The sequence below is a fragment of the Microbulbifer marinus genome, from assembly GCF_900107725.1.
In the GTDB taxonomy this organism is placed as follows: Bacteria; Pseudomonadota; Gammaproteobacteria; order Pseudomonadales; family Cellvibrionaceae; genus Microbulbifer; species Microbulbifer marinus.
On sequence record NZ_FNQO01000004.1, the window covers coordinates 111,605 to 136,286 of the forward strand.

The 24,682-nt window shown below is 59.2% G+C and carries 25 protein-coding genes; 12 read left to right on the plus strand and 13 right to left on the minus strand.

The window, feature by feature from the left end; genetic code table 11:
* Nucleotides 1-87 precede the first annotated feature (87 nt).
* The 11 genes from BLW36_RS14965 (at nucleotide 88) to BLW36_RS15005 (ending at nucleotide 6,804) form a co-directional block, all read left to right on the plus strand.
* Complete coding sequence (locus BLW36_RS14965) at nucleotides 88-1,506, plus strand: tetratricopeptide repeat protein (protein WP_091390597.1); 1,419 nt, start codon at nucleotides 88-90, stop codon at nucleotides 1,504-1,506.
* Nucleotides 1,507-1,678: 172 nt separating this feature from the next.
* Entirely contained in the window at nucleotides 1,679-1,957 is a 279-nt protein-coding gene (locus tag BLW36_RS17265) for a hypothetical protein (RefSeq protein ID WP_139304921.1), read from the plus strand.
* Between the two features lie 91 nt (nucleotides 1,958-2,048).
* Entirely contained in the window at nucleotides 2,049-2,510 is a 462-nt protein-coding gene (locus tag BLW36_RS14970; protein WP_091390602.1) for a hypothetical protein, read from the plus strand.
* A gap of 137 nt (nucleotides 2,511-2,647) precedes the next feature.
* A complete protein-coding gene (locus BLW36_RS14975) occupies nucleotides 2,648-2,962 on the plus strand; it encodes a DUF6966 domain-containing protein (RefSeq protein ID WP_091390604.1) in 315 nt (104 codons plus the stop codon).
* An 84-nt stretch (nucleotides 2,963-3,046) separates the two neighbouring features.
* A complete protein-coding gene (locus tag BLW36_RS14980; protein ID WP_091390609.1) occupies nucleotides 3,047-3,394 on the plus strand; it encodes a hypothetical protein in 348 nt (115 codons plus the stop codon).
* A 538-nt stretch (nucleotides 3,395-3,932) separates the two neighbouring features.
* The gene (locus tag BLW36_RS14985) at nucleotides 3,933-4,319 is read left to right on the plus strand and encodes an energy transducer TonB (RefSeq protein WP_091390611.1); all 387 of its coding nucleotides are present in this window, start codon (nucleotides 3,933-3,935) and stop codon (nucleotides 4,317-4,319) included.
* A gap of 11 nt (nucleotides 4,320-4,330) precedes the next feature.
* The gene (locus BLW36_RS17270; protein WP_139304922.1) at nucleotides 4,331-4,684 is read left to right on the plus strand and encodes a hypothetical protein; all 354 of its coding nucleotides are present in this window, start codon (nucleotides 4,331-4,333) and stop codon (nucleotides 4,682-4,684) included.
* A gap of 76 nt (nucleotides 4,685-4,760) precedes the next feature.
* Nucleotides 4,761-5,276, plus strand: a complete 516-nt coding sequence (locus BLW36_RS14990; RefSeq protein ID WP_139304923.1) for an SEL1-like repeat protein — start codon at nucleotides 4,761-4,763, stop codon at nucleotides 5,274-5,276.
* 109 nt (nucleotides 5,277-5,385) lie between these two features.
* Nucleotides 5,386-6,078: an aspartate/glutamate racemase family protein gene (locus BLW36_RS14995; RefSeq protein ID WP_091390615.1), complete on the plus strand. Its 693-nt coding sequence runs from the start codon at nucleotides 5,386-5,388 to the stop codon at nucleotides 6,076-6,078.
* Between the two features lie 57 nt (nucleotides 6,079-6,135).
* Nucleotides 6,136-6,432, plus strand: coding sequence for an excalibur calcium-binding domain-containing protein (locus BLW36_RS15000; protein WP_091390616.1), 297 nt, complete (start codon nucleotides 6,136-6,138; stop codon nucleotides 6,430-6,432).
* 18 nt (nucleotides 6,433-6,450) lie between these two features.
* A complete protein-coding gene (locus BLW36_RS15005) occupies nucleotides 6,451-6,804 on the plus strand; it encodes a hypothetical protein (RefSeq protein ID WP_091390619.1) in 354 nt (117 codons plus the stop codon).
* Between the two features lie 56 nt (nucleotides 6,805-6,860).
* Here the strand turns inward: BLW36_RS15005 and BLW36_RS15010 are convergent, their stop codons facing one another.
* From BLW36_RS15010 to BLW36_RS15045, 9 genes are all read right to left on the minus strand, one after another.
* On the minus strand, nucleotides 6,861-8,270 hold the full coding sequence (locus tag BLW36_RS15010) for a rhomboid family intramembrane serine protease (protein WP_091390621.1): 1,410 nt from the start codon (nucleotides 8,268-8,270) through the stop codon (nucleotides 6,861-6,863).
* 163 nt (nucleotides 8,271-8,433) lie between these two features.
* Complete coding sequence (locus BLW36_RS17555) at nucleotides 8,434-8,574, minus strand: glutaminase (protein WP_244506282.1); 141 nt, start codon at nucleotides 8,572-8,574, stop codon at nucleotides 8,434-8,436.
* 14 nt (nucleotides 8,575-8,588) lie between these two features.
* The gene (locus tag BLW36_RS15015; protein WP_244506283.1) at nucleotides 8,589-10,778 is read right to left on the minus strand and encodes a mechanosensitive ion channel family protein; all 2,190 of its coding nucleotides are present in this window, start codon (nucleotides 10,776-10,778) and stop codon (nucleotides 8,589-8,591) included.
* 118 nt (nucleotides 10,779-10,896) lie between these two features.
* Entirely contained in the window at nucleotides 10,897-12,801 is a 1,905-nt protein-coding gene (locus BLW36_RS15020) for a hypothetical protein (protein WP_139304924.1), read from the minus strand.
* A 329-nt stretch (nucleotides 12,802-13,130) separates the two neighbouring features.
* The gene (locus tag BLW36_RS15025; protein WP_091390626.1) at nucleotides 13,131-13,784 is read right to left on the minus strand and encodes a DUF6515 family protein; all 654 of its coding nucleotides are present in this window, start codon (nucleotides 13,782-13,784) and stop codon (nucleotides 13,131-13,133) included.
* A gap of 116 nt (nucleotides 13,785-13,900) precedes the next feature.
* Nucleotides 13,901-15,004: an efflux RND transporter periplasmic adaptor subunit gene (locus BLW36_RS15030; RefSeq protein ID WP_091390628.1), complete on the minus strand. Its 1,104-nt coding sequence runs from the start codon at nucleotides 15,002-15,004 to the stop codon at nucleotides 13,901-13,903.
* Nucleotides 15,001-18,096, minus strand: a complete 3,096-nt coding sequence (locus BLW36_RS15035) for an efflux RND transporter permease subunit (protein WP_091390630.1) — start codon at nucleotides 18,094-18,096, stop codon at nucleotides 15,001-15,003. Before BLW36_RS15035 ends, BLW36_RS15030 begins: the two co-directional genes overlap by 4 nt.
* A 158-nt stretch (nucleotides 18,097-18,254) precedes the next feature.
* On the minus strand, nucleotides 18,255-19,112 hold the full coding sequence (locus BLW36_RS15040) for a LytR/AlgR family response regulator transcription factor (RefSeq protein ID WP_091390632.1): 858 nt from the start codon (nucleotides 19,110-19,112) through the stop codon (nucleotides 18,255-18,257).
* A gap of 4 nt (nucleotides 19,113-19,116) precedes the next feature.
* A complete protein-coding gene (locus BLW36_RS15045) occupies nucleotides 19,117-20,205 on the minus strand; it encodes a sensor histidine kinase (protein ID WP_091390634.1) in 1,089 nt (362 codons plus the stop codon).
* Nucleotides 20,206-20,339: 134 nt separating this feature from the next.
* Between BLW36_RS15045 and BLW36_RS15050 the strand changes: the two genes are divergently transcribed.
* Nucleotides 20,340-20,801 (plus strand): EVE domain-containing protein, encoded by a 462-nt coding sequence (locus tag BLW36_RS15050; protein WP_091390636.1) that lies wholly within the window; start codon nucleotides 20,340-20,342, stop codon nucleotides 20,799-20,801.
* A 10-nt stretch (nucleotides 20,802-20,811) separates the two neighbouring features.
* On the opposite strand, the gene BLW36_RS15055 is transcribed toward BLW36_RS15050, so the two are convergent.
* The 4 genes from BLW36_RS15055 to bioD all read right to left on the minus strand — a co-directional run bounded on the left by BLW36_RS15055 (nucleotide 20,812) and on the right by bioD (nucleotide 24,420).
* Entirely contained in the window at nucleotides 20,812-21,480 is a 669-nt protein-coding gene (locus tag BLW36_RS15055) for a nitroreductase family protein (RefSeq protein ID WP_091390638.1), read from the minus strand.
* A gap of 8 nt (nucleotides 21,481-21,488) precedes the next feature.
* Nucleotides 21,489-21,680 carry a DUF3094 family protein gene (locus BLW36_RS15060; protein ID WP_091390640.1) on the minus strand — a complete coding sequence of 64 codons (192 nt, stop codon included), beginning with the start codon at nucleotides 21,678-21,680 and terminating at the stop codon, nucleotides 21,489-21,491.
* Between the two features lie 148 nt (nucleotides 21,681-21,828).
* A complete protein-coding gene (locus BLW36_RS15065) occupies nucleotides 21,829-23,610 on the minus strand; it encodes an acyl-CoA dehydrogenase C-terminal domain-containing protein (protein ID WP_091390642.1) in 1,782 nt (593 codons plus the stop codon).
* Nucleotides 23,611-23,715: 105 nt separating this feature from the next.
* Entirely contained in the window at nucleotides 23,716-24,420 is a 705-nt protein-coding gene (bioD, locus tag BLW36_RS15070) for a dethiobiotin synthase (protein ID WP_170833233.1), read from the minus strand.
* Between the last annotated feature and the right edge of the window lie 262 nt (nucleotides 24,421-24,682).

Below are 24,682 nucleotides of genomic sequence, written 5' to 3' on the forward strand. Positions count from 1 at the left end.
CGCCACGATTGCACCGATGTTTGCGCCGCCAGGACCGCCGCGGATAAACTGGCGGCCAGGGAATAACAAAAGCATAGGGAAGTGATCATGGCCGAATCCTGCAATTACCACTCCAGCGCCGAGGCCGCCTGGTTGTGCGAGCCCTGCAGCCGCCACTACTGCGGCGACTGCATACCCGGCGCAAGCGCCAATTATCACAACGGCCGCCCCGATTGCCCCCTGTGTCGCAAACCGATCGACTATATCGGCGCCAGTAACAGCGCCAAGCCCTTCTGGCAGATGGGTCTCTTCTACTTCAGGTACGCACTGCAGTCCGGACCGCTGACGGTGCTGGCGCTGGCCACCGGCGCCAGCCTGCTGATCTCCGGGCTCGGCATACTGTCATTGGTACTGTTGCTGGCCACCGTCGCGCTGGTCACCCGCTACAACCTGCTGGTGATCGAGCGGCTCGCCGAGGGCCAACTGCAGGCGCCGGCCTTCGGCGACGCCCTGGACGGCAACAGCGCACCGCTGTTCGTCAAGGTCATCGGCATGACACTGATTGCCGGCTTCGTCGGCTACCAGTTTATGAAACTCGGCAGCGGCGCCCTGCAGCTCTATTCCATCGCGCTGTCGCTGCTGGCGCCGGCGGCGATGATCGTGCTGGCACTGGAGAAGAGTCTGCGCGCGGCCATCAATCCGCTGAAGCTGCTGCAGTTCACCCTGATCATCGGCTGGCCCTACTGGCTGCTGTGGCTCGCCACCAGCGCCGTCTCCGCCGCACCCGGCTACCTGTTGCTGCTGGTCGGCGACAAGCTGCCACCCTGGGCCATAGTTCCGGTCGTGGCGGCCAGCACCAGCTATTTCTATATCGTCACCAGCGCGATGATGGGCTATATCTGTCTCGCGCGGCAGCAGCGCCTGGGTATCACCGCCGCGCACGATGACGAAGACAGCTACCTAGAAGAAAAGGAGTTCGAACGCGCCCGCGCGCTGGCGGAAGTGCAGATACTGATGCGCGAAGGCGATTTCAAGACCGCGCGCCGCACTTTGGTGGATTGCCTGCGCCGCTACCCGGACGATATCGCGCTGAACGAGCGCTACTACCGCCTGTTACTCGCGTCCCAGGACAAGAAGGCGCTGCGCGAACTGGGCCCGCACCTGCTGGAAAAGTTCGTGCGCATGGACCGCGCGCACAAGGCGGCGGAACTCTACCTGGCCACCGACCCGCTGCCCACCATCGACAAATCCCATCTGCGCCACGGCCTGGCGGAAGCGCTGTACCGCCAGCAGAAATACCGCCCGGCGGCGCAACTGCTGAACAACCTGCACAAGGAAGACTGGGACTACCGCCACCTCGACGCGGCCTATCTGCTGCTGGCACAGATCTATATCGACGGTTTTAACCGCGAGGATCTGGCGAGAAAACTGCTGGCCTATGTAAAGCAGAAGTTTCCGAATAGCAGCCTGCGCAAGCAGGTGGATACGCTGGAGGAGATTCTTCAGGGTGCACAGGTGGCTGGCTGATCGTTCTGCGGAGGACAGCGCGGGGCAAACATTCGCATGGTCATATCTGACCATTTCTGGGTATATATGGACTCCCGTGGTCATATATACCCACATATCCAGATATAACCATGCTTTTGAATAAACTGTTATGTTTCCGAGTGCGAAGTTGCAATAAAATTTAAGGAATAGGATGAGTAAGCAGCAAGAGATTTTAGGGAAAATACAGGAAATCTTAGGAAGAGAACTCAGTGTATTTGAGGAGAGTGCGGTCAGTTCTTATGAGTTAATAAGTGATCTGCACATGAATAACTTTAAAAAACTATCTGAGCATGGTCCTGAAATTTGCGTAAGTTATCTACGTTTCATCCTTGCAAGGCCTGATAGAAACATGAAGTCTTTTGTAAATAATGTTGTTTTAGGTCAGTCTGATATAAGTTCCTGGAGGCAGGCACATTATCAAGAGTCATAAACATAACAAGCCGCAGCAATCGCTCCCGTTGGTCGCTGGGACAGCCAAAACGCTGCGCTTATCTGTCTGCCCCTGTGCGGGGCGTTAACACATGAAATACATCGCAATTTTAAGCCTTTTGATTTTTAGCTCTTCAGCCCTAGCTACGAAGTGCTGGACCCAATCTCAAAATGAGTTGGTGGCAAAGAGCAACGGTAAAGATCCATTTGAATTTGCTATTGACCGAGCACAAATTGTTTTCGTGGGTAGAGCAAAAAGCGTCCAAAAAACAATCTATGAGGAAGTGGGTATTGAGCCGGTCGTTCTCCAGGTAGAGGCAAAATTTGATGTAAAAGAAACTATCAAAGGTAACGTATCTAAAGAGTTAGTTACCAATAGCACTGATATTTGCGCATGCAAGTATCAGTTTGAACCCGGAATCACGTACTTAGTAGTGGGTGCCAAGTACGAAGATACATTGCAAGTTTATAGTTGCGAGTATATTGAGCCCGTAGCACAATCCAGGGTAGTAGAGGCCCGCAGGATCGTCGGTGTTAACAAAGCCAGGCAGTAAAGCTCCGGGCCTTCGGCCCTCCGCGGGACAGCTTACCTTATGCGCGTTTTGCACAGGTCGCTCCGCTCCCATTTTTGTGCAAAACGCGCATACGGTAAGCTGCCCCTGCTGACGGCGTTAGCTGCCTTAGGAAAGTCATGTACGATAAAACTAGAAAAGAACTCATTCTGATGATTGAGCTTCTTGAAAACGACGAGAATCGATGGGCACAGTTCTTTAAAAAGGCTTTGGCTTTCTTTGATAACGGCGAGTATCAACGCTGTGCTGAAACCATACTTTCAGGTAGCGGCGGCATGGGTAGTCTTAATGATTTGGTTCTAGCTCAAACTACAGATCAGCATGGTAAGTTCCAACGAAAACCAAATTACGAAGAAATTAATAATCAATATCAAGAGTTGCTGTCTTCGTTGTATGCTTTTTCTCGAGGTATGCGGCGTGCAGCTAACAAGTAAAGGCACCGGGCGTCAAAACCGCCGCTTCGCTCAGGTTTTACCGCCGGTGCTTTAGGCGTTAGGCACATCAAGGAGTATTGAAGTATGGATAGAGAGATAGAAGAAAGATTTCATAATGAAATGATGCATATCTATCATTCAGCAGCGAACCTGAAACCTCCGTATCGAGCCAATCTTTTTCTACGAATGGTTCAGGAACATGGCGGTAAGGAGGCTGCCAATAGATTACTGGCTACAACAGAACCTTCCCAGGGCTTTGCTGAGTTGTATCTTCGAGGGAAAGAAAATTTAAAACTAAGTGTAGAGTATCTGGTTTTGCAGAGACCCTGGTGCACCTTATTTACCGAAGACCAGCTTAATACTGCACGGGATCGACTTAATAAAGTCGAGTGTCCATTGCCAGAAGATGACCAGGTTAGAGAGAATGCCTAACAAATTGCTGCAGTCGGACTCGTTAAACTGTCACTTTTTTTGCCATAAGCCCGGAAAAACAAGCGCCAGTTTAACTAACCGCTGAGCAAGGTGTTATGTGCTCCGCAACTAGAAGGTTTATCGCTTAGCTATGACATATGTTTTTGAAATTCTGGCCGGCGCTTTACTACTTCATTTAGCGCTATGCGTTTTCTACACAAAAGAGCTGGTTGAGTATCCATTTTTAAATCGTATTGGAAAGGTCGTAAAAGGATCTATATTGTGGCTCTTACCATTGTTAGGCCCGATTTACATTTGGCATTACTTAAGTCTAGGTCCGGTAGCCAACGATCAAGCTGATAATAGGTTTCAGGGTGAAGACTCGCATGCAGACCACTCATGAATCACATAACAAGCGCAAGCAGTGTGCTCCGGCCCTTCGGGCCTCCGCGGGACGCCCAGCGCTATGCGCATTTTGTGCGGGTCGCTTCGCTCCCAGTTTCGCACAAAATGCGCATAGCATTGGTCGCCCCTGCTGCGGGCGTTATGTGGCAGAGCAATGAATAAAATAATAGTGATGCTCGGCATACTACTGATTTTTATTAGTGGCAATTTTTCAGCGACGAGAGTATTCGGAGGACTAAATTATCCAATCGATGCTCTAGAGAAATGTATCGAAGGTTGGGTTGATCTAGAGTTTTCGATTACCGAGCAGGGCGAGATCACCAATATAGTTGTTGTTGATTCTAAGCCTCATGGCATATTCGAAGACTCTGCAAAATCTGCGCTACTAAAGGCGTCAAAACAAGTACAAGATACTTACAATGTTGATCCTAAAAGCAAAAAATTACAGCATAGAATTAGCTACGTAATAGACTGGGAGTGCGTCCCACATGACAAAGCCGGGCATCCGGGCCTGCGGCCCTCCGCGGGGCGTTATGTATAACGGAGAACTCAGTGTTTCGTACGATTTTTGAAAAAATATTTGGCTCTCGTCAGAGCATGCCGATAAAAAAGCCGTATGAGTGGCATGGAACTGTTGAAAAAATACGTGCACATATCGGCAACCATAGTATCTATCTTGAATTACCCGGTGGCGGGTGGTGCAAACTTGAAGAAGCCAACGAATCCACGGCTGCCACTGGTGTAGCGGTGGCTTATGTTGCCGAAGGTGTAGAGCCTTGGGATACAGAAGCTCCAGCTCGGCATATGGCCCAAACACTATCTGCCCTGATTGGAAAAGAACTGCCTTATTATTTAAGTCGTGATTTTACGGGCTTCGTCGGATACTACGTGTATATCAACTCATAACAATCGCAGGAAGTTTGATCCGGCCCTTCGGGCCTCCGCGGAAAGCCCAATACTATGTAATCAGAGCCAACCTGAAATGACATCTAATTACTTGGTTATTTTAACAGTATTTTTATTGATCGCTTGCTCTACTCAAGAGAGTAGAAGTCCAGATCAGTTATATGTCAAAGGTAGGAAAAATTTATCCACACAACAAGGCATTGTGGACATTAAGAAATGTGCAGAGCTTGGCCATGGAGGCTGCGCACAAATTTTGGGCACATTGTATTTGGCTGGCTCTGGAGTAGAGCAAGATTTCAATAAGGCAATGAAGTGGCAACTTGCGGCGTGGGAAACAGGAATTGATTATGGCTACGCGGGGGCATTAGGTGCGCTGCATGCTGCGACATATTACTGTGAATTATCATATTTCGATGTCTCGCCCAAAAAAGCAGAAATTCTTATAGATAGCGCTTTTAAGATCCTTGAAACTCTAACTTCTTCGTACTCCAAAGAACGAATGCAGGTAGAGCACGCTAATGTAGAAGAAATCCTGGAAGAGATTACTCACATTAGAAACAAGGTTCGCAACGGAGAGTGCACAAGGGCATAACAAGCGCAGGCAGATTGTTCCGGTCCCGCGGCCCGCGCAGGGTGGCCCGGCCTGTAAGTCAAGCCCGTCAATCCCAACATCATGCCGTACTGACACACGGAGAGAGCCCATGAAAACAATCGGTTTACTCGGCGGCATGAGCTGGGAGAGCACACTCGGCTACTACCGAGCAATCAACGAGGGAATCAGGCAGAAGCTCGGCGGCCTGCATTCGGCCAAAACTGCCCTGTACAGCGTCGATTTCGGTCCGATCGAAAAACTGCAACATGCCGGCGACTGGCAGGGCACAGCCAGGATCTTAAGCGAGGCGGCAAAGGGCATTCAAGCTGCGGGCGCGGACTTCTTGTTGATCTGCACCAACACTATGCACAAGGTCGCTCCGGAGATTGAAGCGGCCATCGACATTCCGTTACTACATATTGCAGACGCCACCGCGCAACTGCTGGTCGACAAGGAAATAAAGACGGTCGGCCTGCTGGGTACGGCCTTTACGATGGAGCAGGAGTTCTACCGGGGAAGGCTGACGAACGATTACGGCATGCAGGTACTGGTGCCGAACCGGGAAGACCGGGAACTGGTGCACCGGGTGATCTATCGGGAACTCTGTCAGGGCAAGATCGAGCCGGAATCACGGGCGGAATATCTGCGCATCATCGACGACTTGGCCGCCCGGGGTGCCGAGGCAGTCATTCTCGGTTGCACGGAGATCGGTATGCTGGTCCGCCAGGCGGACACAGCTGTAAGGCTGCTGGATACGACGGCTATTCATGCAGAAAAGGCAGTGGAACTTGCCCTGGCGTAGTTTGCTCGCGGAGCGCACCCCAACTACATACCGATAGAACAATATCGGAGAATGCAGATGAAAAAATTGGTCATCGTCGCCCTGCTCGGATTTGCCGGCTGGAAAATATATGCCGAAAAGGTGAAGGACCAGAGCCAGCGTTGGGGTAACTATTCTGTTCAGAATAGTAGCAGCGCGGCGGACAGCATGCCGACTATTAAACTGTCGCCAGCCAAATACAGCTGTGATGGCCGGCGGTACTGCAGCCAGATGCGCTCCCGCGAGGAAGCAGAGTTCTTCATTAAAAATTGCCCAAACACCAAAATGGACGGCGACCGGGATGGCATACCCTGTGAAAACGATTCCAGGTTTTAGCGGGCGGGTTCACTGAGAATGAGCGGATTCGCCCATTTATTTCGCTGGCAAAAAGGCCGGCAAAAGACCGGCTACGAGAAGATGTTGCTGGCGGCAGCACACTGGCCAATAAAGTTTGACTGTTACCTGCTGCGATTCCCGCAGGGCTGCGAGGTGCCACCGCACATGGATTCGGTAACCAGCGGCAAACACTACCGCCTGAATATCGTATTGAGGAAGGCGAAAAAAGGTGGACAGTTTGTCTGCGCCGCGCCAATCTACCAAAGTAGCAGAGTCAAATTCTTCCGGCCGGACATCTGCGAGCACTCGGTAACAAAAGTCGAGCAGGGCAACCGCTACTTGTTGAGCATCGGCTGGATAAACGGCGCTTAGCCGATGCGATGATGCGCTACCGGACTGGCATGAGCAAGCCGGTCCAGTCGTACCCGTCACTGCTGCGCGGGGACCTCTCCGCCACGGAAAAGATGCAGCGCCTCGCGCGCGCGACTCTCGTCACCCAGGCGCCGGTAGTGGCCGACCAGGGCCATGCTCAGCTTTGGCAGCAGCGGGTGCTCCACCTGCTGTTTGTGCAACCGGCGCAACAGCTCGTCCAGCCATTTCCAGTCCTTTTCCTGCGCCGCGCGGCGGGCCAGCAACAGGCATACCTTGGTCGTCAGTGCCCGCGGCTGGGTCGCCTGCTGCAGGTAGCGGCGGTAGCCGTCGGCGAGGGTATGGCCGTCGATGGCGGTATTGCTCGCCTGCGCAAACAGCGCCAGGTTGGCGCGGTGGAAGGCTTCGCTTTCCGGGGCCGCGGCAGTCAGTTCTATGGCGCGCTCGATCAGTACCAGCGACTGCGGGTATTGGCGCACCGCGGCGGTGGCGGCGTCCGCAGCCTCCAGCAGCTTGCCCTCCTCCTGAAAGCGATCGATGCGGGCCAGGGCGCGCAGTTGCGGCGAGGGCGCCTCCGCCTCCACCGGCATCTGCTCCAGTGGCGGGCGCCGGCTGAGCAGCAGCAGGGTGGCGGCAAAGCCGGCCAGCAGGCCGCCGGTGTGGGCCCAGTAGGCAATACCGGCATCGCCGTAGAAGTAACCGAAAATTTCCTTGCCCAGCCACAGCGGCAGCACCAGCAGCGCCGGCGCACTGAACTCGCCGAACACGAAGCCGACGGTGTAGAAGAATCGCAGGCGGCGCACGCCGTAAATGGCAACGAACATGCCCATCACCGCCGATACCGCGCCGGAGGCACCGACCATCGGCACCAGACTGCCCGCCTCGACTGCCATATGCAGGCCGGCGGCGGCGAGGCCGCCGAGCAGATACAGGCCGGCAAACCAGAGTCCGCCCAGGGCCAGCTCCACCGACAGGCCGAACAGCAACAGGAACAGCATATTGCCGATCAGGTGGTCCCAGCTGCCGTGCAGGAACATGTGACCAAAGAGTCCCGACACACTCGGCTCGGCCGGCGTCAGCCCCATGGCGATGCTGCTCAGGCGGTCGCGCATATCGGCGAACTTCTGGCGCTGCGCCAGCCACTCGGTCTCGCCCTCGGCCCGCAGCTGCGGCAGCAGCCAGTGGTGGAATTCCGGGTTCCACAGCAGTTCCCGGTAGACAAAATCTTCGCCCTGCACGTCCACTTGCATGCGCCATTCCGGGTGCAGCTCGTTCACATAGATCAGGAAGCGCTGTTCCTCTAGCTCCGGCAGGTCACTGGAGAAGTAGTATTCCTCCGCCTGCTGCCAGCGCGCCTCGTCGCGGCCCTGGTAGAACACGAACACCAGCAGGTTCAGGGCAATCAGGGCGAAGCACATCAGCGGCGGCCGGCGCCAATCGGGCTTGTTCTGGATGGGGATGATGAGCACTGCGGCCGGCCTTAAACTGAGGGTTGAAATGGCCCCCCAGAATACAGGGGCGCCGTTCGGATAACAAACACTCCGGCTGAAATTTAACCGAGTAGCGAGCGGCCGATATGCTCCACCAACCGCTCCAGCGCCCAGCTGGCGACGATCGAATTGCCCAGGCTATCTAGTGCCGGCGACCAGGCGCAGACGGTGAACTCCCCGGCAGCACCGCCAGCAGGCCACCGCCGACCCCGGACTTGGACGGCAGGCCCACCTGGGCGGCATAGGTAGCGGAAGCGGTTGCAATGGGCTTCGGCGTCGTCACACGTGTGCCCGGCGCTACTTCGGCGAATGCCGGGTGATCGGCAGCGGCGCATCCCAGCTGCGCAGGTGCAGGTCGCGCTGCGGGAACGGCACCTCGATGCCCTTTTCATTAAACTCGCGCAGCAGCTCGATGTTGTACATCGCGTAGGGGTCACCCAGCGGCGACACCATATTGCTGTTGATCCACACCACCAGTTTGAAATTCAGCGAGTTGTCACCGAACTCCATCAACCAGACTTCAGTCTTGCGCTTCCAGTCGGTGTGGGTGATGTTGACGTGTTCGGCCGCCGCCATCGCCGCCTCACGCACCAGGTCGGGATCGGAACCGTAGGCCACGCCGAAGGGGACGTGAATGCGCCGCACCGGGTCGTCGAGGGTATGGTTGATGACGCGACCAGCGACGAACTCGGTATTGGGTACCAATATATCGACATTGTCGCGCGTTGTGATTCTGGTCGAGCGCACATTGATATCGCGGATGCGACCGAATACGCCGGACTCCAGTTCGACCAGATCGCCGACGCGCAGCGGCTGCTCGAACAACAGGATCAATCCAGAAATAAAATTGGAGAAAATTGCCTGCATGCCGAAACCGATACCCACCGACAGGGCACCGGCGACGATTGCCAGCTTGGAGGTATCCAGCCCGAGCATGCTGAGCACGACTACTATGGCGATGGCGATGATGCTGTAGTGCAGCACGCGCCCCAGGGTGTACATCGAGGATTCGCTGGCGTGATTCTTGCGCACCATGCGATTCAGAAAGCGCCGCACCAGGCTCGAGATCAGCCAGGCGCACACCATGACGAAAATGATCTTGGCGATGTCCCGCAGGGTAATCGGATTCTGCGCGATAATTAACAGCTGGAAGTCCGCCAGCTGGCGCCAGTGCTTGTAGATCTGCTCGAACATGAAACCGGTGCGCTCGCGCACCGTTGCCCACCAGCCCTGTTGCTCCTTGTACACGCTCAGTTGCGCGGCCTCGTAGCGCTGAATGTCTTTGACCAGATCTTCGGCCCGGTCGAGGCCACTGTCGATGCGCTCGAAATAACCCCACCAGCGGCTCAGGTCTGTCTCTTCTTCGCCCTCTTCGCCGCGCCAGGCTGAGACCTGGCGCTGGCGCAGGTTCAGCTCCCGTGAGGTGCCCTCGATCATTGTGCTCGCCGTTTCCAACAGATCGCGGCTCACCACCATCTGCCGATCCTTCTCACCTTCCTGTCCCTGCTGTAACACCGAGTTGATCGACAACAACAACTCGGCCTTGCGCTTCTTCAGGTGCGCTTCGATCAGGTCGACTTCCAGCTGCATCAGTGTGAGGTCTTTCTGCAGGTTCTTGACCGGGTCGGTGGTTAACTCCGGCGAGCCCTGGATGCTGGTGCGCGACGCACCTATTTTCTCGATCGCATCCAGCTGCTTCTTGACGTCTTTTTCCAGTGCTTTGGTTGCCTCCGCACTGTACTGCAGCCTATCGAGCATGCGCTGTAGCTGGCTTTCGGCATGGTCAATTTTCCCCTGCCAGTTGCCGAGAAACTCCTCCAGCATCTCGCGCTGCTCAAGGATGTTCAGGTGGTTGATTTGCGTCAGCAGCAGTGCCAGAGCGGCCGAGTCCTTCTGCGCCCCGTCGCGGGCTTCACGCAGCAGGATGACCTGCTTGCGCAGCTGATTGATCGACTGATCAAGGGTCTGGTCCAGCTGGCGCGCCTCCAGCTGCAGACTCAATAAGCGCTGGCGGCCACGAGTGATTGCCGCGTCTGCCTTGGCCCAGTCCATGATGTCCGGATTTTCCGGAAACTCGACATCCGGCAGCACCGGGACCTTCTGGTATTCCTTTTGCCGCTGCCAGGTCGCCTCAATCCCCTTCAGGCTCTGGCTGATCGATTCGGCGCGCGCCTGCAATTTCTTCTCGTCGGGCAGACTCTTACGCCACTCCTGCCAGGCTTTCGTCAGTGCCTCCAACCACTGCTGGCGCTCCTCGGCGGAGGCCTCCGTCCACCCTGTCCACCAGTCCGCCGACGGGGCAGAAAAATCCGGAATCACCGGCTCGAATGCTTTGGGTTCGCTGCCCGGTAGCTGGGCAGTGGCAGTCAGTGAAAGGCAGGTAAACAGAAAGGCGAGAAAAAAACTCAGCAGTGTGCGAACAGCACTGCGATCGCAGCGAGCCAGGCGAAGAGAGGAAAAACTGCGGTCGCCCGCCATAGTGCGCATCTATCCGTGAAAAACTCCGACGCGTAAAACAACACGAATCCCGGAGAATCCGCTCTGTTCAGTGTAGCCGAGGCAGGATTCGGCCCGTCCGCGTCAGTGCCGTCGCGCCGGGTCGCCGCTAGCGGTTCAGGAGCACGGTCACGCCGTTCACTGTCATGAAGCCGGCACCGCTCACATAGCCGCCCTCGGCAAACAGCCGCTGCACCAGCGCGCCGTCGATCAGGCGCCGGTTCAGGTCGGTAACGAAGTCGCCGAAATCGGAGTACATAACGATGATGTCATCCTCGGCCAGAACATACAGTCCGCCCTCCTCCTCCGGCACCGGCTGCAATTGCGGCACCCTGATCAGCGACCGCAGGTCGGTGATGACGGCGCCGCGGCGAATGATGTGATCGGCGCCGAGCAGATCCGGCGCCAGATTGACGGTCAGGCCCGACGCATCCAGGGTCAGGAATGGGATATCACTGCCGCCCGCGATCCAGCTCACCAGGAATTGTGCGCCGCTTTCGCTGAAATCCTGCAGCCCGATGGCGCCAAAATCCGGCGGCGCGCGGCCGAATGAATTCACGTAACCGTGAAAGCGCAACGGCGTACCCACCGCCAGCGGGTCGACGTCCAGGACACTGATATCCACCTGGTAGGCGTCCGGATCGGCATCCACGGCCTCGTCGGTGCCGGTGCCCCGGTAATCGAACAGCAGCGCATCGCGCCCGCCGAATTCCAGTGCGGTGACGTTCAGAACGTCGTCGATGCGGGAGTTCAGAAAGGTATCGAGCGTGGTCGGCAGCAGGCGCACGCGCCCGTCATCGACATTCAGCCGCAACAGATCGCTGTCCCAGTGACCGAGGGCGGCGATGCGCTGGCCGACAGATATCGCCCGGGTGATTTCCTGGCGCAGCGGGAAGCGTGGCACGCTGACCGGCGTGTTCGCGGCCAGCAGTAGCTCCAGTTCGTCGTGGAAGGACACGCTGCCATCGGTGCGTATCAGCTGCGCGCCGATAATCGTCAGCAGATTGCCTTCGCGGGCCAGTACATGCCCTTTGACCGTATCGAGAGAGTCGCCCGGCACACTGCTGCCGACGTAGACCAGGTCCGCGATAAAGCTGCGCCGGCTGCGGTCGAAGACGCCGAATGCCAGCGTGGCAATGCCGCCGGGCAGCTCCGCCAGCGCACTGAGGCCACTGGAACCGCTGAAACGCTCGCCGTTAATTTCCCAGTCGGTGTCGCCGCGAATCTCGATATCGACGCCACCCAGGCGACCGCTGTCGCGGAAGAAGGGACGCAGTGCGATGCGGAAGGAAACCTGTTTCTCGTCGACGCCGATTAGCGGTCCGCGCATGCGGAAGGGTTTCGGCAGCAGCGGATCATTTTCCGCGCTCACCACCGGGAACAGAGTGACTTCCGGCGGCAGTATCTCGGTGTCGACGCTGTTGGCGGCCCGCAGATTGAAATCGAGCTCCAACAGCGCGGGTATATCGGGCACGATCACCACCGGGCGCAGAGGGTCTAACTCCAGGTCGAGCATCACCGTGCGGACTTTTCTGCCGTCCGCAAACGCCACCCGCGCCCGCTCGGCAAACCCATCCACATCGACGCGGATATCCGCTTCGCTGTAATCGAGCGTGATTTCGCCGCGCACATAATTGCCCAGCGGCAGTGTCGCGGTGGTCACCAGTTCCGTGCGATCGCGGTACTGAACGAAGTCCACGCTAGTGGCCGGCGGCAGTACCTCGAACCAGCTGCCATCGAAGCGCTGTAGCCGCAACGAACCGATATCCACCTGATAGCGGATAAAGTCTCCTTCGAGATCGGTGAGGCCGATGTACAGCTGTCCGCACCTTTCAGACGCCGGCTCCTCATCACTGGTGCTACAGGGTGCGACAACCGCCTCGGTGCTGGAGGAGCGAACGCCGTCGTTTCTGCCGCCGTTACTATTGCTGCTGCCACTGCCGCAGGCGGATAGCGTCAAGGCGAGGAGCAGGGCGACGCAGGTTCGCCAAGCGGCGAACAAATCCCTTTCCATCTGCATGTGATTCCCTTCAACAACTTCGCCGCACGCAACTAAGACATTGCGGCTGTTTTCCGGTTGGCACTGGCACGGAAAATTCCGGCCGGTGAGAAATGCTCTCTATACAGCCTAGAAATATTGCGCGCTCCGCGCGTGGCGAAAGTGTCGGGAATTTTGTCGGAGGGGGAACAGAGGCGTCATTTATGGCAAATTGACAGTGGAACCCGCACAAGCTTGCGCGCAAACACTCCCTCTATTGAAGGCAGCGAGCGCGCAGATCACGATTTTTTTAAGGGGAACAATTTTCGATAGCGATCATTGGCAGAGATACATGCGCCAGGGAGCTAGCGCATGCATCGTTTGTACTCATCCCAGTAACTGCCCGGCTGGCGACGGTAGGGACCGACGTCGCCGCGGCGCGATTGATCCCTGGCGATACTGCGGCAGGTCGATCTGAGCTCGCGGTAGCTCAGGTCGGCAATATTGTCGCGGTAGCCATAGCGGCCGTAGTAACCATTGCCGCGGTAATAGTAATCGCCGCGATAGCGCCCGTAGTAAGTTTCAGGGCGATATCTGGGTTCAGGCGCCGGATAGGTTCGGGGTGTTACTGCCGGGGGACGCGGCGTCGGGGCGGCGAGAGAGCGGAGCTGCGGCGGCTCCCGGTAGTATTCGCGCCAGCCGGAAGGCGGGGTTATGACCGCGAAGTCGTCGCCGCGGGGGTCGTACAGGAAAAACGTGCCTCTGGAGACGAAATAGCGTTCGCCGCCCATCTTGAAGGTAGCGCTGCTGCCGGGCACATTGGGGACCCTTGCACCCAGTGGGGGTTCCACACGAACATAGCCACCCTGGCTCGGCCGGTAGAAGGAACCGCGCCAGTAGTGATAGGTTTGGCCGCCCGCCAGGATTTGCGAAGCGCCAGAAGGCAGGGATCTCAACCGATCCTGCGCCCAGGCTAGCGACACGGCGAGACTGAGCAGGAGTGCAATAGCGTAGTGCATGGCCGCAGCCCCTCTCTTGCAAACTACTAGGAGTTTACTGAGCGGCGACGCCCATCCCAAATCGCGGCCGTAAAGCGCACCCTCACGAGGCAAGGCTATTGCCAAATCGAGTGTGGCTAAATCGAGGCGCCTTCGTCTGTCCGTGCTGCCACTTCCGACAGCACCTTGACCGCCTGCCCCGGCTGCAGTCGCTCGGCGCCACGGACAATGACCCTGTCGCCGTCGGAAAGTCCGCCGTGCACGGCGATCCACTCGCCGTCACCGCTACCGGTGGTTACCAGCAGGCGCTCCGCTTTGTTGTCGCCGTCGACGCGGAACACGAAGGCGTCGCCGTTGCGCAGCACCAGCGCGTCGCGCGGTACCGCCACCATTCGCTGCGCCGCCGCCACCGGCACGGCGACCTGCACCGGCATGCCGACAATCCAGCTGGACTGTGCGGGTAAATCGACCATCAGTTTTACCCGGCGCGAATTATCGCTGGCTACCGGCACAAACTGACGCACACGCCCCTCGAGCAACTCACCGCCTGCACGCGCATCTTCGGTGATCGACACCGCGTCGCTGCGCAGTGCGATCGGCTCGCCGGCGCGCAGCAGCGGCAGCGCGACCAGCGGGATATCTGCTTCGACTTCCAGTTGCGACATATCCAGTGCGCGCAACAGCTCAATGCCGGTGCGCACATATTCTCCGGCCTGATGCTCGCGGCTGACGACGAGCGTGTCGAAAGGTGCGTTGATCTTCGTCTTGGACAGCTCGTAGGCGCGGCGATCCCGCTCGATACGGGCGGCCACCAGGTCCTGGGCCATGGCCTCGCGCTCCGCCTGCTGTTCCTCCAGCGCGGCGCGGGAAGTACTGTTGGTTTCGGCGAGCTTACTAAGGCGTTCGAGCTGTGCATCCAGATAAGTCAGGCGGGCGCGCAACTGGGTGATGCGGCTGTCGCTGTTGCGCAACTGCAGCCGCCAGTGGGTCGCATCGAGCTGCGCCAGCCGCTCGCCTTTTTTAACCAGGCTGCCGGGCTCGGCGACAAACTCCAGCGCGCCGTCAAGTTCGGCGGAAATACGAATATCGCGACGGCTCACTACCTTGCCGGCCGACCATTGGCTCGGGGCAATTTCGCGCAGCTGTGCGCGATCTACGGTAACCGCCGCCGGCGGCTGCTGCGCCAGTGACGGGGACGCCGCCAACAGCGCCAGCAGCCCGGCGCCAATCATGTTTTTCATAGGGAATTCCTTGCAAGCAATCGCTCGCGCAGCTGCGCGAATTTCGGCAGGGGCATCCGGCCAGTCTGCAACAGCGCCGGCAACAGAACCAGAGTAAACAGGGTACTGACCGCCATGCCGCCGACGATCACCGCCGCCAGGCCGCGGTAAATCACACTGCCCTCCCCCGGCGCCACCAGCAGCGGCAGCATGCCGAACACACTGGTCAGGGTACTCATGAATATCGGCCGCAGGCGCAGGCGCAGTGCCTGCTCCACCGCCTCGACACGACTGGCACCCGCCGCTTCGGCGGCGCGGGTTTGATGGACCAGCAGGATGGCATTGTTAACCACCAGACCAAGCAGAATCACGAAACCGATCATCGTCAGCAGGTCCAGCGGCTGGAAGCCAATCAGATTGAGTAATTGCAGTGCCAGCACGCCGCCGACCGTCGCCAGCGGCACCGTCAGCAGGACCAGGCCGGCGTCGCGCAGCGAACGGAATAGCGCGCTCATCAACAGGAACAGGATAAACAGTGCCAGCACGAAATTCTGCGACAGGGAAACCAGAGCCTTATCGAGATCACTGGCATTGCCGCCGACCATGATGCTGCCGTCGGCGGGCAACACGGCGCGGATCTGCGGCAGCACCTCTTCCTCCAACTGCGCGCGTACTTCCTCCAGCGAGATGTCGTCCGGCGGCACGATATTGAGGGTAATGGTGCGGCGGCCGTCCACACGTCGCAGGCTGCCGGGGCCCACGGTGCGCTCGATGCTGGCGAGCTGGTTCAGCGGGACGATTTCGCCACGCGGTGTGACCAGCGGCGTGTTCTGCAGCTGCTCCGGTGTACTCCACTCCTGTGCGCGGAAGATCACGTCGAGACGCTTCTCGCCATTGAAGTATTCGCCGACGTAAAGGCCATTGCCGAGGGCGCGCACCAGGCTGCCCATCGCCTCCCGGTTCCAGCCCTGCTCGTGCATTGCGCGATCGTTCGGGTAGACCGTCAGCTCAGGCTCCGCCAGCGCCAGACCGGGGTTGGGGTTGACCGGTACGCCGGGCATCACCTCGCCAATCACCTCCACTCCACGGGCAGCCGCGTTCATCAGTCCCTCGGCATCGCGGGACTGCAGATGCAGGGCGATGCGGCGGTCACCGCCGAACTGGCCGAACAGGTTGCCGCGGGCGGCAAAGCCGCGGAAGTCCGGGATATCCACCAGCACTTCCTCGCGCAGCACGCGTTCCATTTCCTTGGCCTTGTCCATGTCCTTGACGCGCACCCCCATGGTGCCGCCATTGGGCCATGTGATGATGTAATAATTCTTCAGGGCTGGCTCGCGCTCACCGCTCATGTAGGGGGCCATACGCCGGTCTATCTCTGCGACAATTTCACGCTTGATGGTCTCGACGTTGGTGCCGGCGGGGAAGTTCATCCACACATCCACCGCGTCCCGCTTCACCGGCGGCAGATAATCCAATTTCGGCAACAGGAAATAGGTTGCGAGTAACGGCAGTAGCAACAGCGCGCCTATCACTTTCCAGCGCCGCGCCGGCGTGCACGTCAGCCCCATAACCCCTGCGGTGATTTTTTCCCAGAATCCCGCGAGACGGTCCCGACTGGAAATATCCGGCAGCCACAGCTTGGCCGCGAGCGGCACCACGGCCACCGCAACCAGCAGGGAAAAAACCACCGCCACGGCGATGGTCAGCGCCAGGTCGCCGAACACCTGACCCTCGACACTATTGAGGAAAAACACCGGCAGGAAGATGGCGACGGTGGTGGCGGTGCTGGCGAGCAGAGCGCCCCAAACCTGGCCCGCCCCCTGCTCGGAGGCGTCTTGCGCGCCGAGCCCCTTCTCGCGCAGGCGCACTATGTTTTCCAGCACGACGATGGCCGCATCCAACACCATACCGGTAGCGAAGGCGAGGCCGGCCAGCGAAATCACATTGACACTGCGTCCGGCGGCGGACAGCACGACAAAGGTGGCGAACAGGGAAATAGGGATCGCCGCGGCGACGATAAGCGTGGCACGCATGCGGCGCATGAACCACCACAGTACCCCCACCGCCAGCAAGATACCGAGCAACAGGTTGCCGCCGAGCAGATTCAGCGCCCGGTAGACGAAGACCGAGGCATCGAAGGATTGCACCAACACCAGTTTTTCGTCTTTGAGTTTCTCCTCGTTAAGCTCCGCGACCTTGTGCTTGACCCGTTCCAGCGTCGCGAGCATGTTGGCATCGTTGGTGCGGTTGATGCGCAGCGACACAGCCGGGTTGCCATTCTGTGTGGTGACACCGCCGGTCTCGGACGGGGCCACCTTCACTTCGGCAATATCGCCCAGACGTACCGGCTGGCCGTCGCGCCACTCGAGTACCAACTCGGACAGGTTCTTCGGATCGTACTCACCGACAAAGCGCAATGTGTAACGACGCCGCCCGACGTCGGTGAAGCCGCCAGACACGTCGCGCGCCGATGCCAGCTGGCGGGTCACCGCGGGCAACTGGATACCGAGTTCGGCGGCCTTCCACGGATCGAAAATCACCTGTAATTCTTCGCGGCCGGCGCGGCCAGACTGGGCCTCGACGCTGGCCACGCCGGGCACACCTTCCAATTCCGGGCGCAATACGTCCTCGATCAGGCCGGTGTAATCCTCGAGGCTGTGGGGGTTGTCGGGCAGCAGCTGCAGGAAGAAATAAGTCAGCGCTGTGGCATCGCCACCCCAGCCCCCCAGCATCACCCGCGGCGGTTCCGCATCCCGCGGCAGCGGCGGCAGGCTGCTCATGCGGCTGATGACATCGATCAGCACCTTGTCCATGTCGGTGCCCATGGTGAACTCCAGGTTCACCCAAGCGAAGCCGCGACCCGCATTGACCTGCATCATCTCCAGGCCGGTGAGCCCCTGTAACACCGATTCGATCGGCTCGACGATTTCCGCCTCCACCTCTTTCGGCGAAGCGGCACGCCAACCGGCCTGGATGGTGATCCGCGGATTGTCGATATCGGGGAAGAGTTGTACCGGCAGGCGGCTGGCGAGGAAGGCGCCGAGCAACACGGCCAGCACCACGGCCACTGCGGTGGCGGCAGGATTTTTCAGCGCGGCTCTGGTGAGCGCCATACCCGGACCCTTTATTTTTTTAACTGGCGCTAGAGGCTAAACGGTTGCGGGTAAAGGGCAAGGTGATTGCGATCAACGGCCGGCTTTTGTCGATCAAGCTGGGCCGGTGGCGGATTCGCCACCGTCTTATCGAGCCCAGATTTTTTTTAAGGAAGTGATTACAGAAAGTGCTGAACTTTGTTCTTGTAACTACGGCTCATCTTCAGCCGTTCGCCGTTGTTCAGCACCAGGTGATATTCGCCGTTGATATGGGCGCAGATTTCGCGTACGCGGCTTAGATTGACGATGGTCGACCGGTGAATACGCTGGAACAGTTTGGGATCCAGCTGCTGCTCCAGCTCCTTCATCGTGATACGCATCACGTGGGTCTCGCCGTTGGCGTGCACGCACATATAGTCACCGGCGGCATCGATCCAATCGATTTCCCGCGCCGGCACCAGCGTGATCTTGCCGGAATCCTTGATTGCGATTTTGTCCGGGTAGGAACTGCCCCCCAGTTCGCCGGCAGCCAGCTTCTTCGCCAGCTCTTCCGGCGATTCCTGTGTCAGGTCCGCCACGGCTTCGAGCAGCTGCTCGCGCTGGCTGGCGATATCGGCACTGGCCAGTTTTTCCCGCACCCGCTGCAGAGCCAGTGTCAGGCGCTGGTCTTCGATCGGCTTGAGCACATAGTCCACCGCATTGATTTCGAAGGCCTCCACCGCGTACTGATCATAGGCGGTCACGAACACCACCTGCGGCAGCTTTTCAACGGGAATCTGTTGCACCATTTCCAGGCCGTTGACAACGGGCATCTGAATATCCACGAAGGCGACATCCGGCCGCAGTTCGAGAATTTTCTCCCGCGCCTCGCGGCCATTACTGCACTCGGCAATGACCTCGACGTCGCTCAGTTGCTCCAGGCGCAGGCGCAGCCCGCGGCGCGCCAGCGGCTCGTCGTCGACGACGATGGCTCTCAGGACGCCCGCCCTCTTAACAGTGTCCGCGGCTTTGGATGAAGTGTCTGCTGTGCCATTCATATTTTTATTCCTGTTCGAAGGGAATGCGGAGATGCACTGCCAGACCGCCCTCCGGGCGGTTACGGAAGCGCACTTTCTGTTCATCGCCGTAGAGTGCGCGCAGGCGCTCGCAGGTGTTGCGGATGCCGACGCCGGAGCCGCTGCCCAGTTTGGCCAGATCTTCCTCCGGCATGCCCGGGCCATTGTCACTGACTTCCAGCAGCAGCTCGCCGGCAAAGACCCGTGCCTTGATCATGATTTCGCCGCCCCACTCCCGCTGCGAAATGCCGTACTTGATCGCATTTTCCACCAGCGGCTGCAACAGCAGGCTGGGCACCAGCGCCCGTGGCGAATCGCCTTCCAGGTCCAGGTTCACGCCCAGCCGGTCGGCGAAGCGCACCTTCTCGATATCCAGATAGAGCATCAGTGCCTCGACCTCCTTGGCCAGGGTCACCTTCTGCATCGGATCATTGTCCAGCGAGTGGCGCAGGAACTGGGACAGGCGCGTGACCATATCGTTGGCGGTACGCCCCTGGTTGTCGAGGATCAGCGTCGAAATCGCGTTCAGCGTATTGAACAGGAAGTGCGGATTCAGCTGGTAACGCAGCATTTTCAGCTGCGCCTGGTGTGCCATGGATTCCGCCCGCAGCGCTTTTTCCTGCTGGGTCAGCGAAGCTTGGTAATACTTGATGCCGTAATAGAGCGCCGCCCAGGTCATCAGGATCAGGAAGGAATAGGAGAACCAGTAGATCGCCAGCACCGCCGGGTGCTCGTCGCTCTCCTTGCCGTAGAGCCACAGCGAACCGCCGAACTTGATCGCCGCCCACAGCGCCGCCGCCAGTATCACCACCACCAGCGAGCCGAACAGGCGGCTGGCCGGCGGCTTGTCCCACAGCCTGCGGAAACCGCGGCGCATGGCCTCGGACAGCAGCACGCCGGACGCGGTGGCCACGGCGATATAGCCGGTGTGCAGCCAGTGATCCTTGACCCAGAAGAAACTGCCGACAAAGGTCAGCAGCGTGTAGCCGCCCCAGCCACTCAGCTGCAGCGCCCAGTACTGCCAGTGCTGCATCGCCAGCCGTTCGGACAGCCAATGAAATGCGTTGTTACCCATAAACTCCCAGTTCGCGACGCCGGCCTCGTATAGCGGCTAGCGGCGCCGATTTGACACTTTCGTATGGGTTCATACTAAATGGCGCTTCCCGCTGGTGAAATACCAACCGGCGCAGCATATGGACGGACTGCCGCATGAACTACTGGTTATTTAAGTCCGAACCGGACGAATACAGCATTCAGGATCTCGCCGCAGAGCGCGGACATACCGGCCGCTGGGATGGTATCCGCAACTACCAGGCGCGCAACTTCCTGCGCGACCAGGTGCAGGAGGGCGACGGTGTCCTCTTCTACCACAGCGCCTGCAAGGTGCCGGCGGTAGTGGGTACCGCCGAGGTGGTGCGCGCCGCCTACCCGGATCCGGCCCAGTTCGACCCGGCATCCAAGTACTTCGACCCCAAGGCCAGCGGTGACCAGCCCCGCTGGTACTGCGTGGATGTCCGCTGGCAGAGCGAATTCGCGCGGCCGGTACCGCTGGCAGAAATCAAGCAGAACCCGGAGCTGGAGGACATGGTGCTGGTCAAGCAGGGGCGGTTGTCCATCCAGCCGGTGACGCCGCGGCAATGGCAGGCCATCGTGCGGCTGGGCGCCCTGTAGCGCCCGGCGGCTAAACGAACTCCACGATTTCTTCCAGCGGCTTCTTGTCGATGGCCGGCACCTCGGCGCCCTCTGCCGGCAGTCCCGCCACCAGGATCATATAGGGCTTCTCCGTGGCCGGGCGGCCGAGAATCTCGTTGAGGAATTTCATCGGGCTGGGAGTGTGGGTCAGTGTGGCCACGCCGGCGTTGTGCAGCGCGGCGATCAGCATGCCGGTGGCGATGCCGACGGATTCGGCGGTGTAATAGTTTTTCAGCTTTTCGCCGGCGTCACTGCTGGAAAACTTCTTCAGGAAGATCACGATCAGGTACGGCGCCGTTTCCAGGAACGGTTTGTCGGCATCGGTACCCAGGGGTTGCAGCGCACTGAGCCATTCGGCCGAGGCGCGACGCTGGTAGAACTCACGCTCCTCCTCTTCCGCCGCCAGACGAATCAGCCGCTTGATCTCCGCGCTCTCCACGACGACGAAATGCCACGGCTGCATATTGGCGCCGCTGGGCGCGCTGCCGGCGGCGCGGATCGCCTGCTCGATCACCTGCCGCGGCAGCGGCTCGGCGGAGAAGTCGCGCACGCTGCGGCGGCTGCGCATCAGTTCGGTGAACGCCTGCGCGCGGCGGCACATCTCCGCCTCATCGAGGCGCTCGAACTGCAGTGGCAGAAAGGTTTTGTCGTTAGTCATACGTCTCCTCAGACCACACCCTTGGTGCGCGCGATCATAATGCTGAGCAGGGATAACAGGGTCAGTACGCCGACAATCACCAACAGCAACAGCAGCGGTCGGAACGGCTTGCGCTCCACCTTGTTGACGCCGCTGTGCAGGTATTTGTCGACCTTGGCCTGGTCTTCGTCTGAGAGTTTTTTTTGCGGTTGCTCGGACATGTGGCTGTTGCGCTCGTTATTGTTTGTCACGAGTCTAGAAGATAGTGCCGACAGACAAAAGTGCCGGATGGCTTTGGCCGCTTAACGGAAACAAAAAAGCCCCGCAGTGCGGGGCCTGATCGGCAGATCAAAAAGTGGATAGCGGCTGTCAGAACAGCTCGTCTTCGATATCCATCAGTGTGGCGCTGCCGGCGTTGACGCTGGCGGCCAGGGCCTGGGCCTGCGGCAGCAGGCGCGCGAAGTAGAAACGCGCGGTTTTCACCTGCCCCTTGTAGAAGCTGTCCTGCTCGACCTTCGGCAGTGCCACCGCAGCCACCTTCGCCCACATAAAGGCGTAGGCCACGTAGCCGAACAGGTGCAGGTATTCCACCGAGGCGGCGCCGGGCGCGTGCGGATCTTCCTGCGCAGCGGCGACCATCTTTTCGGTGGCCTCGCGCAGGCGCTGCAGCTCCGCTGCCAGCGGCTGGACAAACTCGGCCATTTCCTCGCGATCGACTTCCGCATCGATAAATGCCTGTACATCGGCGGCAAACAGCTCGAACAGGGCGCCGCCGTTGGCGACCGTCTTGCGGCCCACCAGGTCGAGCGCCTGGATGCCGTTGGTGCCCTCGTAGATCTGGGTGATACGCACGTCGCGCACCAGCTGCTCCTGGCCCCACTCGCGAATATAGCCGTGGCCACCGAACACCTGCTGGCCGATCACGGTACAGTCGAGGCCCTTGTCGGTGAAGAAGGCCTTGGCTACCGGCGTGAGCAACGCGACCATCGCCTCGGCATTCTTCTTCTCCTCACCCTCGCCGAACTTGGAAATATCCAGCCACTTGGCCACGTAGGTGGACAGCGCGCGACCGCCGCCGATCAGCGCCTTCTGGGTCAGCAGCATGCGGCGCACATCGGGGTGCACGATAATCGGATCCGCGGTCTTTTCCGGTTGCTGCGCACCGGCCGGGGAGCGGCTCTGCACGCGGTCGCGGGCGTATTCCAGCGCGTTCTGGTAGGAGCGCTCAGACGCGCCCAGGCCCTGGATACCGACACCCAGGCGCTCGTAGTTCATCATCGTGAACATGGCCGCGAGGCCCTTGTTGACCTCACCGACCAACCAGCCCTTGGCGCCATCGAAGTTCATCGCGCAGGTGGCCGAGGCCTTGATCCCCATCTTGTGCTCGATGGAACCGCAGTTGACGTGGTTGCGCTCGCCGAGGCTGCCGTCTTCGTTGACCAGGAATTTCGGCACCAGGAACAGGGAAATGCCCTTGGGACCTTTCGGCGCGTCCGGCAGCTTCGCCAGCACCAGGTGAATGACGTTTTCCGACAGGTCCTGATCGCCGCCGGTAATGAAAATCTTGCTGCCGGTGATCCTGTAGCTGCCGTCATCCTGTGGCTCCGCCTTGGTGCGGATGATGCCGAGGTCGGTACCGGCGTGCGGTTCGGTCAGGTCCATGGCACCGGACCAGGTGCCCTCGTACATCTTCGGCAGGTACTGCTGCTTCAATGCCTCGCTGCCGTGGGCGTCGATGGCCAGGCAGGCACCGTTGGTCAGTACCGGGTAGAGCGCGAACGAAATGCCGGCGGAGTTAATCATCTCCTCGACCTGGGCGCCGAGCATTTTCGGCATGCCCATGCCGCCGTATTCCGGATTGCCCAGCAGCGCGCCCCAGCCGCCTTCACAGAAAGTGGCGTAGGCCTCCTTGAAGCCCGCGGGGGTGGTGACCACACCGTCATTCCACTGGCAGCCCTCTTCGTCGCCGCTGCGATTGATCGGATCCAGCGTGTTCGCGGCCAGCTTGGCCATCTCCTCCAGGATCGCGTCCGCGGTTTCGCGGTCCACCGCGCCTGCCAACCCGGGCAGGTGCGCCCAGAGTTCTTCCGCAGCGAATACTTCGTGCAGCAGGAAATTCATCTCCCGCAGTGGCGCCTTATACTCGGCCATGCTCCCGGTCCTCATTCAAGTGTTTCAAACGATCGTTTGAATCTAGGCGCGAAGCGGCCTCTTGTCAACTACGCTGACGGACCGAGACTGGCGATTAATTCGCCATTATGGGGAATTTGTGAGCGGATTCAGATCGAGCAAGTGCGCCGCCCGGCGGTAGTCGGCCTGCTCGTCGAACGGCAGTGTGCCCAGCAGTGGCGCCGGTAGCAGGGCTTTCAGAGTCGCCAGATTCTCGTCCGCGCGCGCCATACCCTCGCGGACAAAGTTCGCCACCCAGCCCGCCAGCGGCAGACCGTCGCGGCGGATAGCCTCGGCTGTCAGCAGCGCGTGGTTGATACAGCCCAGCTGCATACCGACGACCAGGATCACCGGCGTATTCAGCTCCTGCGGCAGCTGTGACAGAAACGTCCTGGGCCGCCCTCCAACAAAATCAAGCGGCGTACGCCAGCCGCCGGCTCCCTCGATCAGTACCAGATCGGCACCGGCAGACATGACGCCCCGGCAGACCCCGGCCATCCGTTGCAGATTGAGCTGCTTGCCGGCTTCCATCGCCGCGATATGCGGCGCTATGGCCGGCTCCAGCGCAAACGGATTGACCTGTTGGTAGGGCAGCTCCAGCGTCATCGCCTCCTGCAGCAGCAGCGCGTCGGCATTGCGCAGCCCCTCCGCGGTGTTCTCGCAGCCGGAGGCGACCGGTTTCACTGCCGCAGTTTTTAATTTCGCGTTTGCGGCACTTGCGAGCAGCGCCGCGGTCACATAGGTCTTGCCGACTTCGGTATCTGTTCCGGCGACAAAATAGCTTCGAGTCACGACCACAATCCTCTCATCAGGGAACCTCGGTTTTTTTCTTGACGCCTCTTTAAACGCCGACTAGTTGATGATAAGTTACCCGCATAGAGTAATTTTTAACCACATTCGAGATTGATTTCGCTTCGGGGTTAGGATAATTCTCTAGAAACTTGCCCCGAGACGCATCGGGCGGGCAGCAAAAGACAACGCTGTCAAAACTTTTTCCCAACGAGGAAAAGGAACAGTAAGGAAGCTACCGGAACCACGGAAAAACTGACAACTA

Excerpts from the sequence above, each read along its gene's own strand:
- BLW36_RS14965 (WP_091390597.1), top strand. The coding sequence starts at position 88 with ATGGCCGAATCCTGCAATTACCACTCCAGCGCCGAGGCCGCCTGGTTG.
- BLW36_RS17265 (WP_139304921.1), top strand. The coding sequence starts at position 1,679 with ATGAGTAAGCAGCAAGAGATTTTAGGGAAAATACAGGAAATCTTAGGA.
- BLW36_RS14970 (WP_091390602.1), top strand. The coding sequence starts at position 2,049 with ATGAAATACATCGCAATTTTAAGCCTTTTGATTTTTAGCTCTTCAGCC.
- BLW36_RS14975 (WP_091390604.1), top strand. The coding sequence starts at position 2,648 with ATGTACGATAAAACTAGAAAAGAACTCATTCTGATGATTGAGCTTCTT.
- BLW36_RS14980 (WP_091390609.1), top strand. The coding sequence starts at position 3,047 with ATGGATAGAGAGATAGAAGAAAGATTTCATAATGAAATGATGCATATC.
- BLW36_RS14985 (WP_091390611.1), top strand. The coding sequence starts at position 3,933 with ATGAATAAAATAATAGTGATGCTCGGCATACTACTGATTTTTATTAGT.
- BLW36_RS14990 (WP_139304923.1), top strand. The coding sequence starts at position 4,761 with ATGACATCTAATTACTTGGTTATTTTAACAGTATTTTTATTGATCGCT.
- BLW36_RS14995 (WP_091390615.1), top strand. The coding sequence starts at position 5,386 with ATGAAAACAATCGGTTTACTCGGCGGCATGAGCTGGGAGAGCACACTC.
- BLW36_RS15000 (WP_091390616.1), top strand. The coding sequence starts at position 6,136 with ATGAAAAAATTGGTCATCGTCGCCCTGCTCGGATTTGCCGGCTGGAAA.
- BLW36_RS15005 (WP_091390619.1), top strand. The coding sequence starts at position 6,451 with ATGAGCGGATTCGCCCATTTATTTCGCTGGCAAAAAGGCCGGCAAAAG.
- BLW36_RS15015 (WP_244506283.1), bottom strand. The coding sequence starts at position 10,778 with ATGCGCACTATGGCGGGCGACCGCAGTTTTTCCTCTCTTCGCCTGGCT.
- BLW36_RS15020 (WP_139304924.1), bottom strand. The coding sequence starts at position 12,801 with ATGGAAAGGGATTTGTTCGCCGCTTGGCGAACCTGCGTCGCCCTGCTC.
- BLW36_RS15025 (WP_091390626.1), bottom strand. The coding sequence starts at position 13,784 with ATGCACTACGCTATTGCACTCCTGCTCAGTCTCGCCGTGTCGCTAGCC.
- BLW36_RS15030 (WP_091390628.1), bottom strand. The coding sequence starts at position 15,004 with ATGAAAAACATGATTGGCGCCGGGCTGCTGGCGCTGTTGGCGGCGTCC.
- BLW36_RS15035 (WP_091390630.1), bottom strand. The coding sequence starts at position 18,096 with ATGGCGCTCACCAGAGCCGCGCTGAAAAATCCTGCCGCCACCGCAGTG.
- BLW36_RS15040 (WP_091390632.1), bottom strand. The coding sequence starts at position 19,112 with ATGAATGGCACAGCAGACACTTCATCCAAAGCCGCGGACACTGTTAAG.
- BLW36_RS15045 (WP_091390634.1), bottom strand. The coding sequence starts at position 20,205 with ATGGGTAACAACGCATTTCATTGGCTGTCCGAACGGCTGGCGATGCAG.
- BLW36_RS15050 (WP_091390636.1), top strand. The coding sequence starts at position 20,340 with ATGAACTACTGGTTATTTAAGTCCGAACCGGACGAATACAGCATTCAG.
- BLW36_RS15055 (WP_091390638.1), bottom strand. The coding sequence starts at position 21,480 with ATGACTAACGACAAAACCTTTCTGCCACTGCAGTTCGAGCGCCTCGAT.
- BLW36_RS15060 (WP_091390640.1), bottom strand. The coding sequence starts at position 21,680 with ATGTCCGAGCAACCGCAAAAAAAACTCTCAGACGAAGACCAGGCCAAG.
- BLW36_RS15065 (WP_091390642.1), bottom strand. The coding sequence starts at position 23,610 with ATGGCCGAGTATAAGGCGCCACTGCGGGAGATGAATTTCCTGCTGCAC.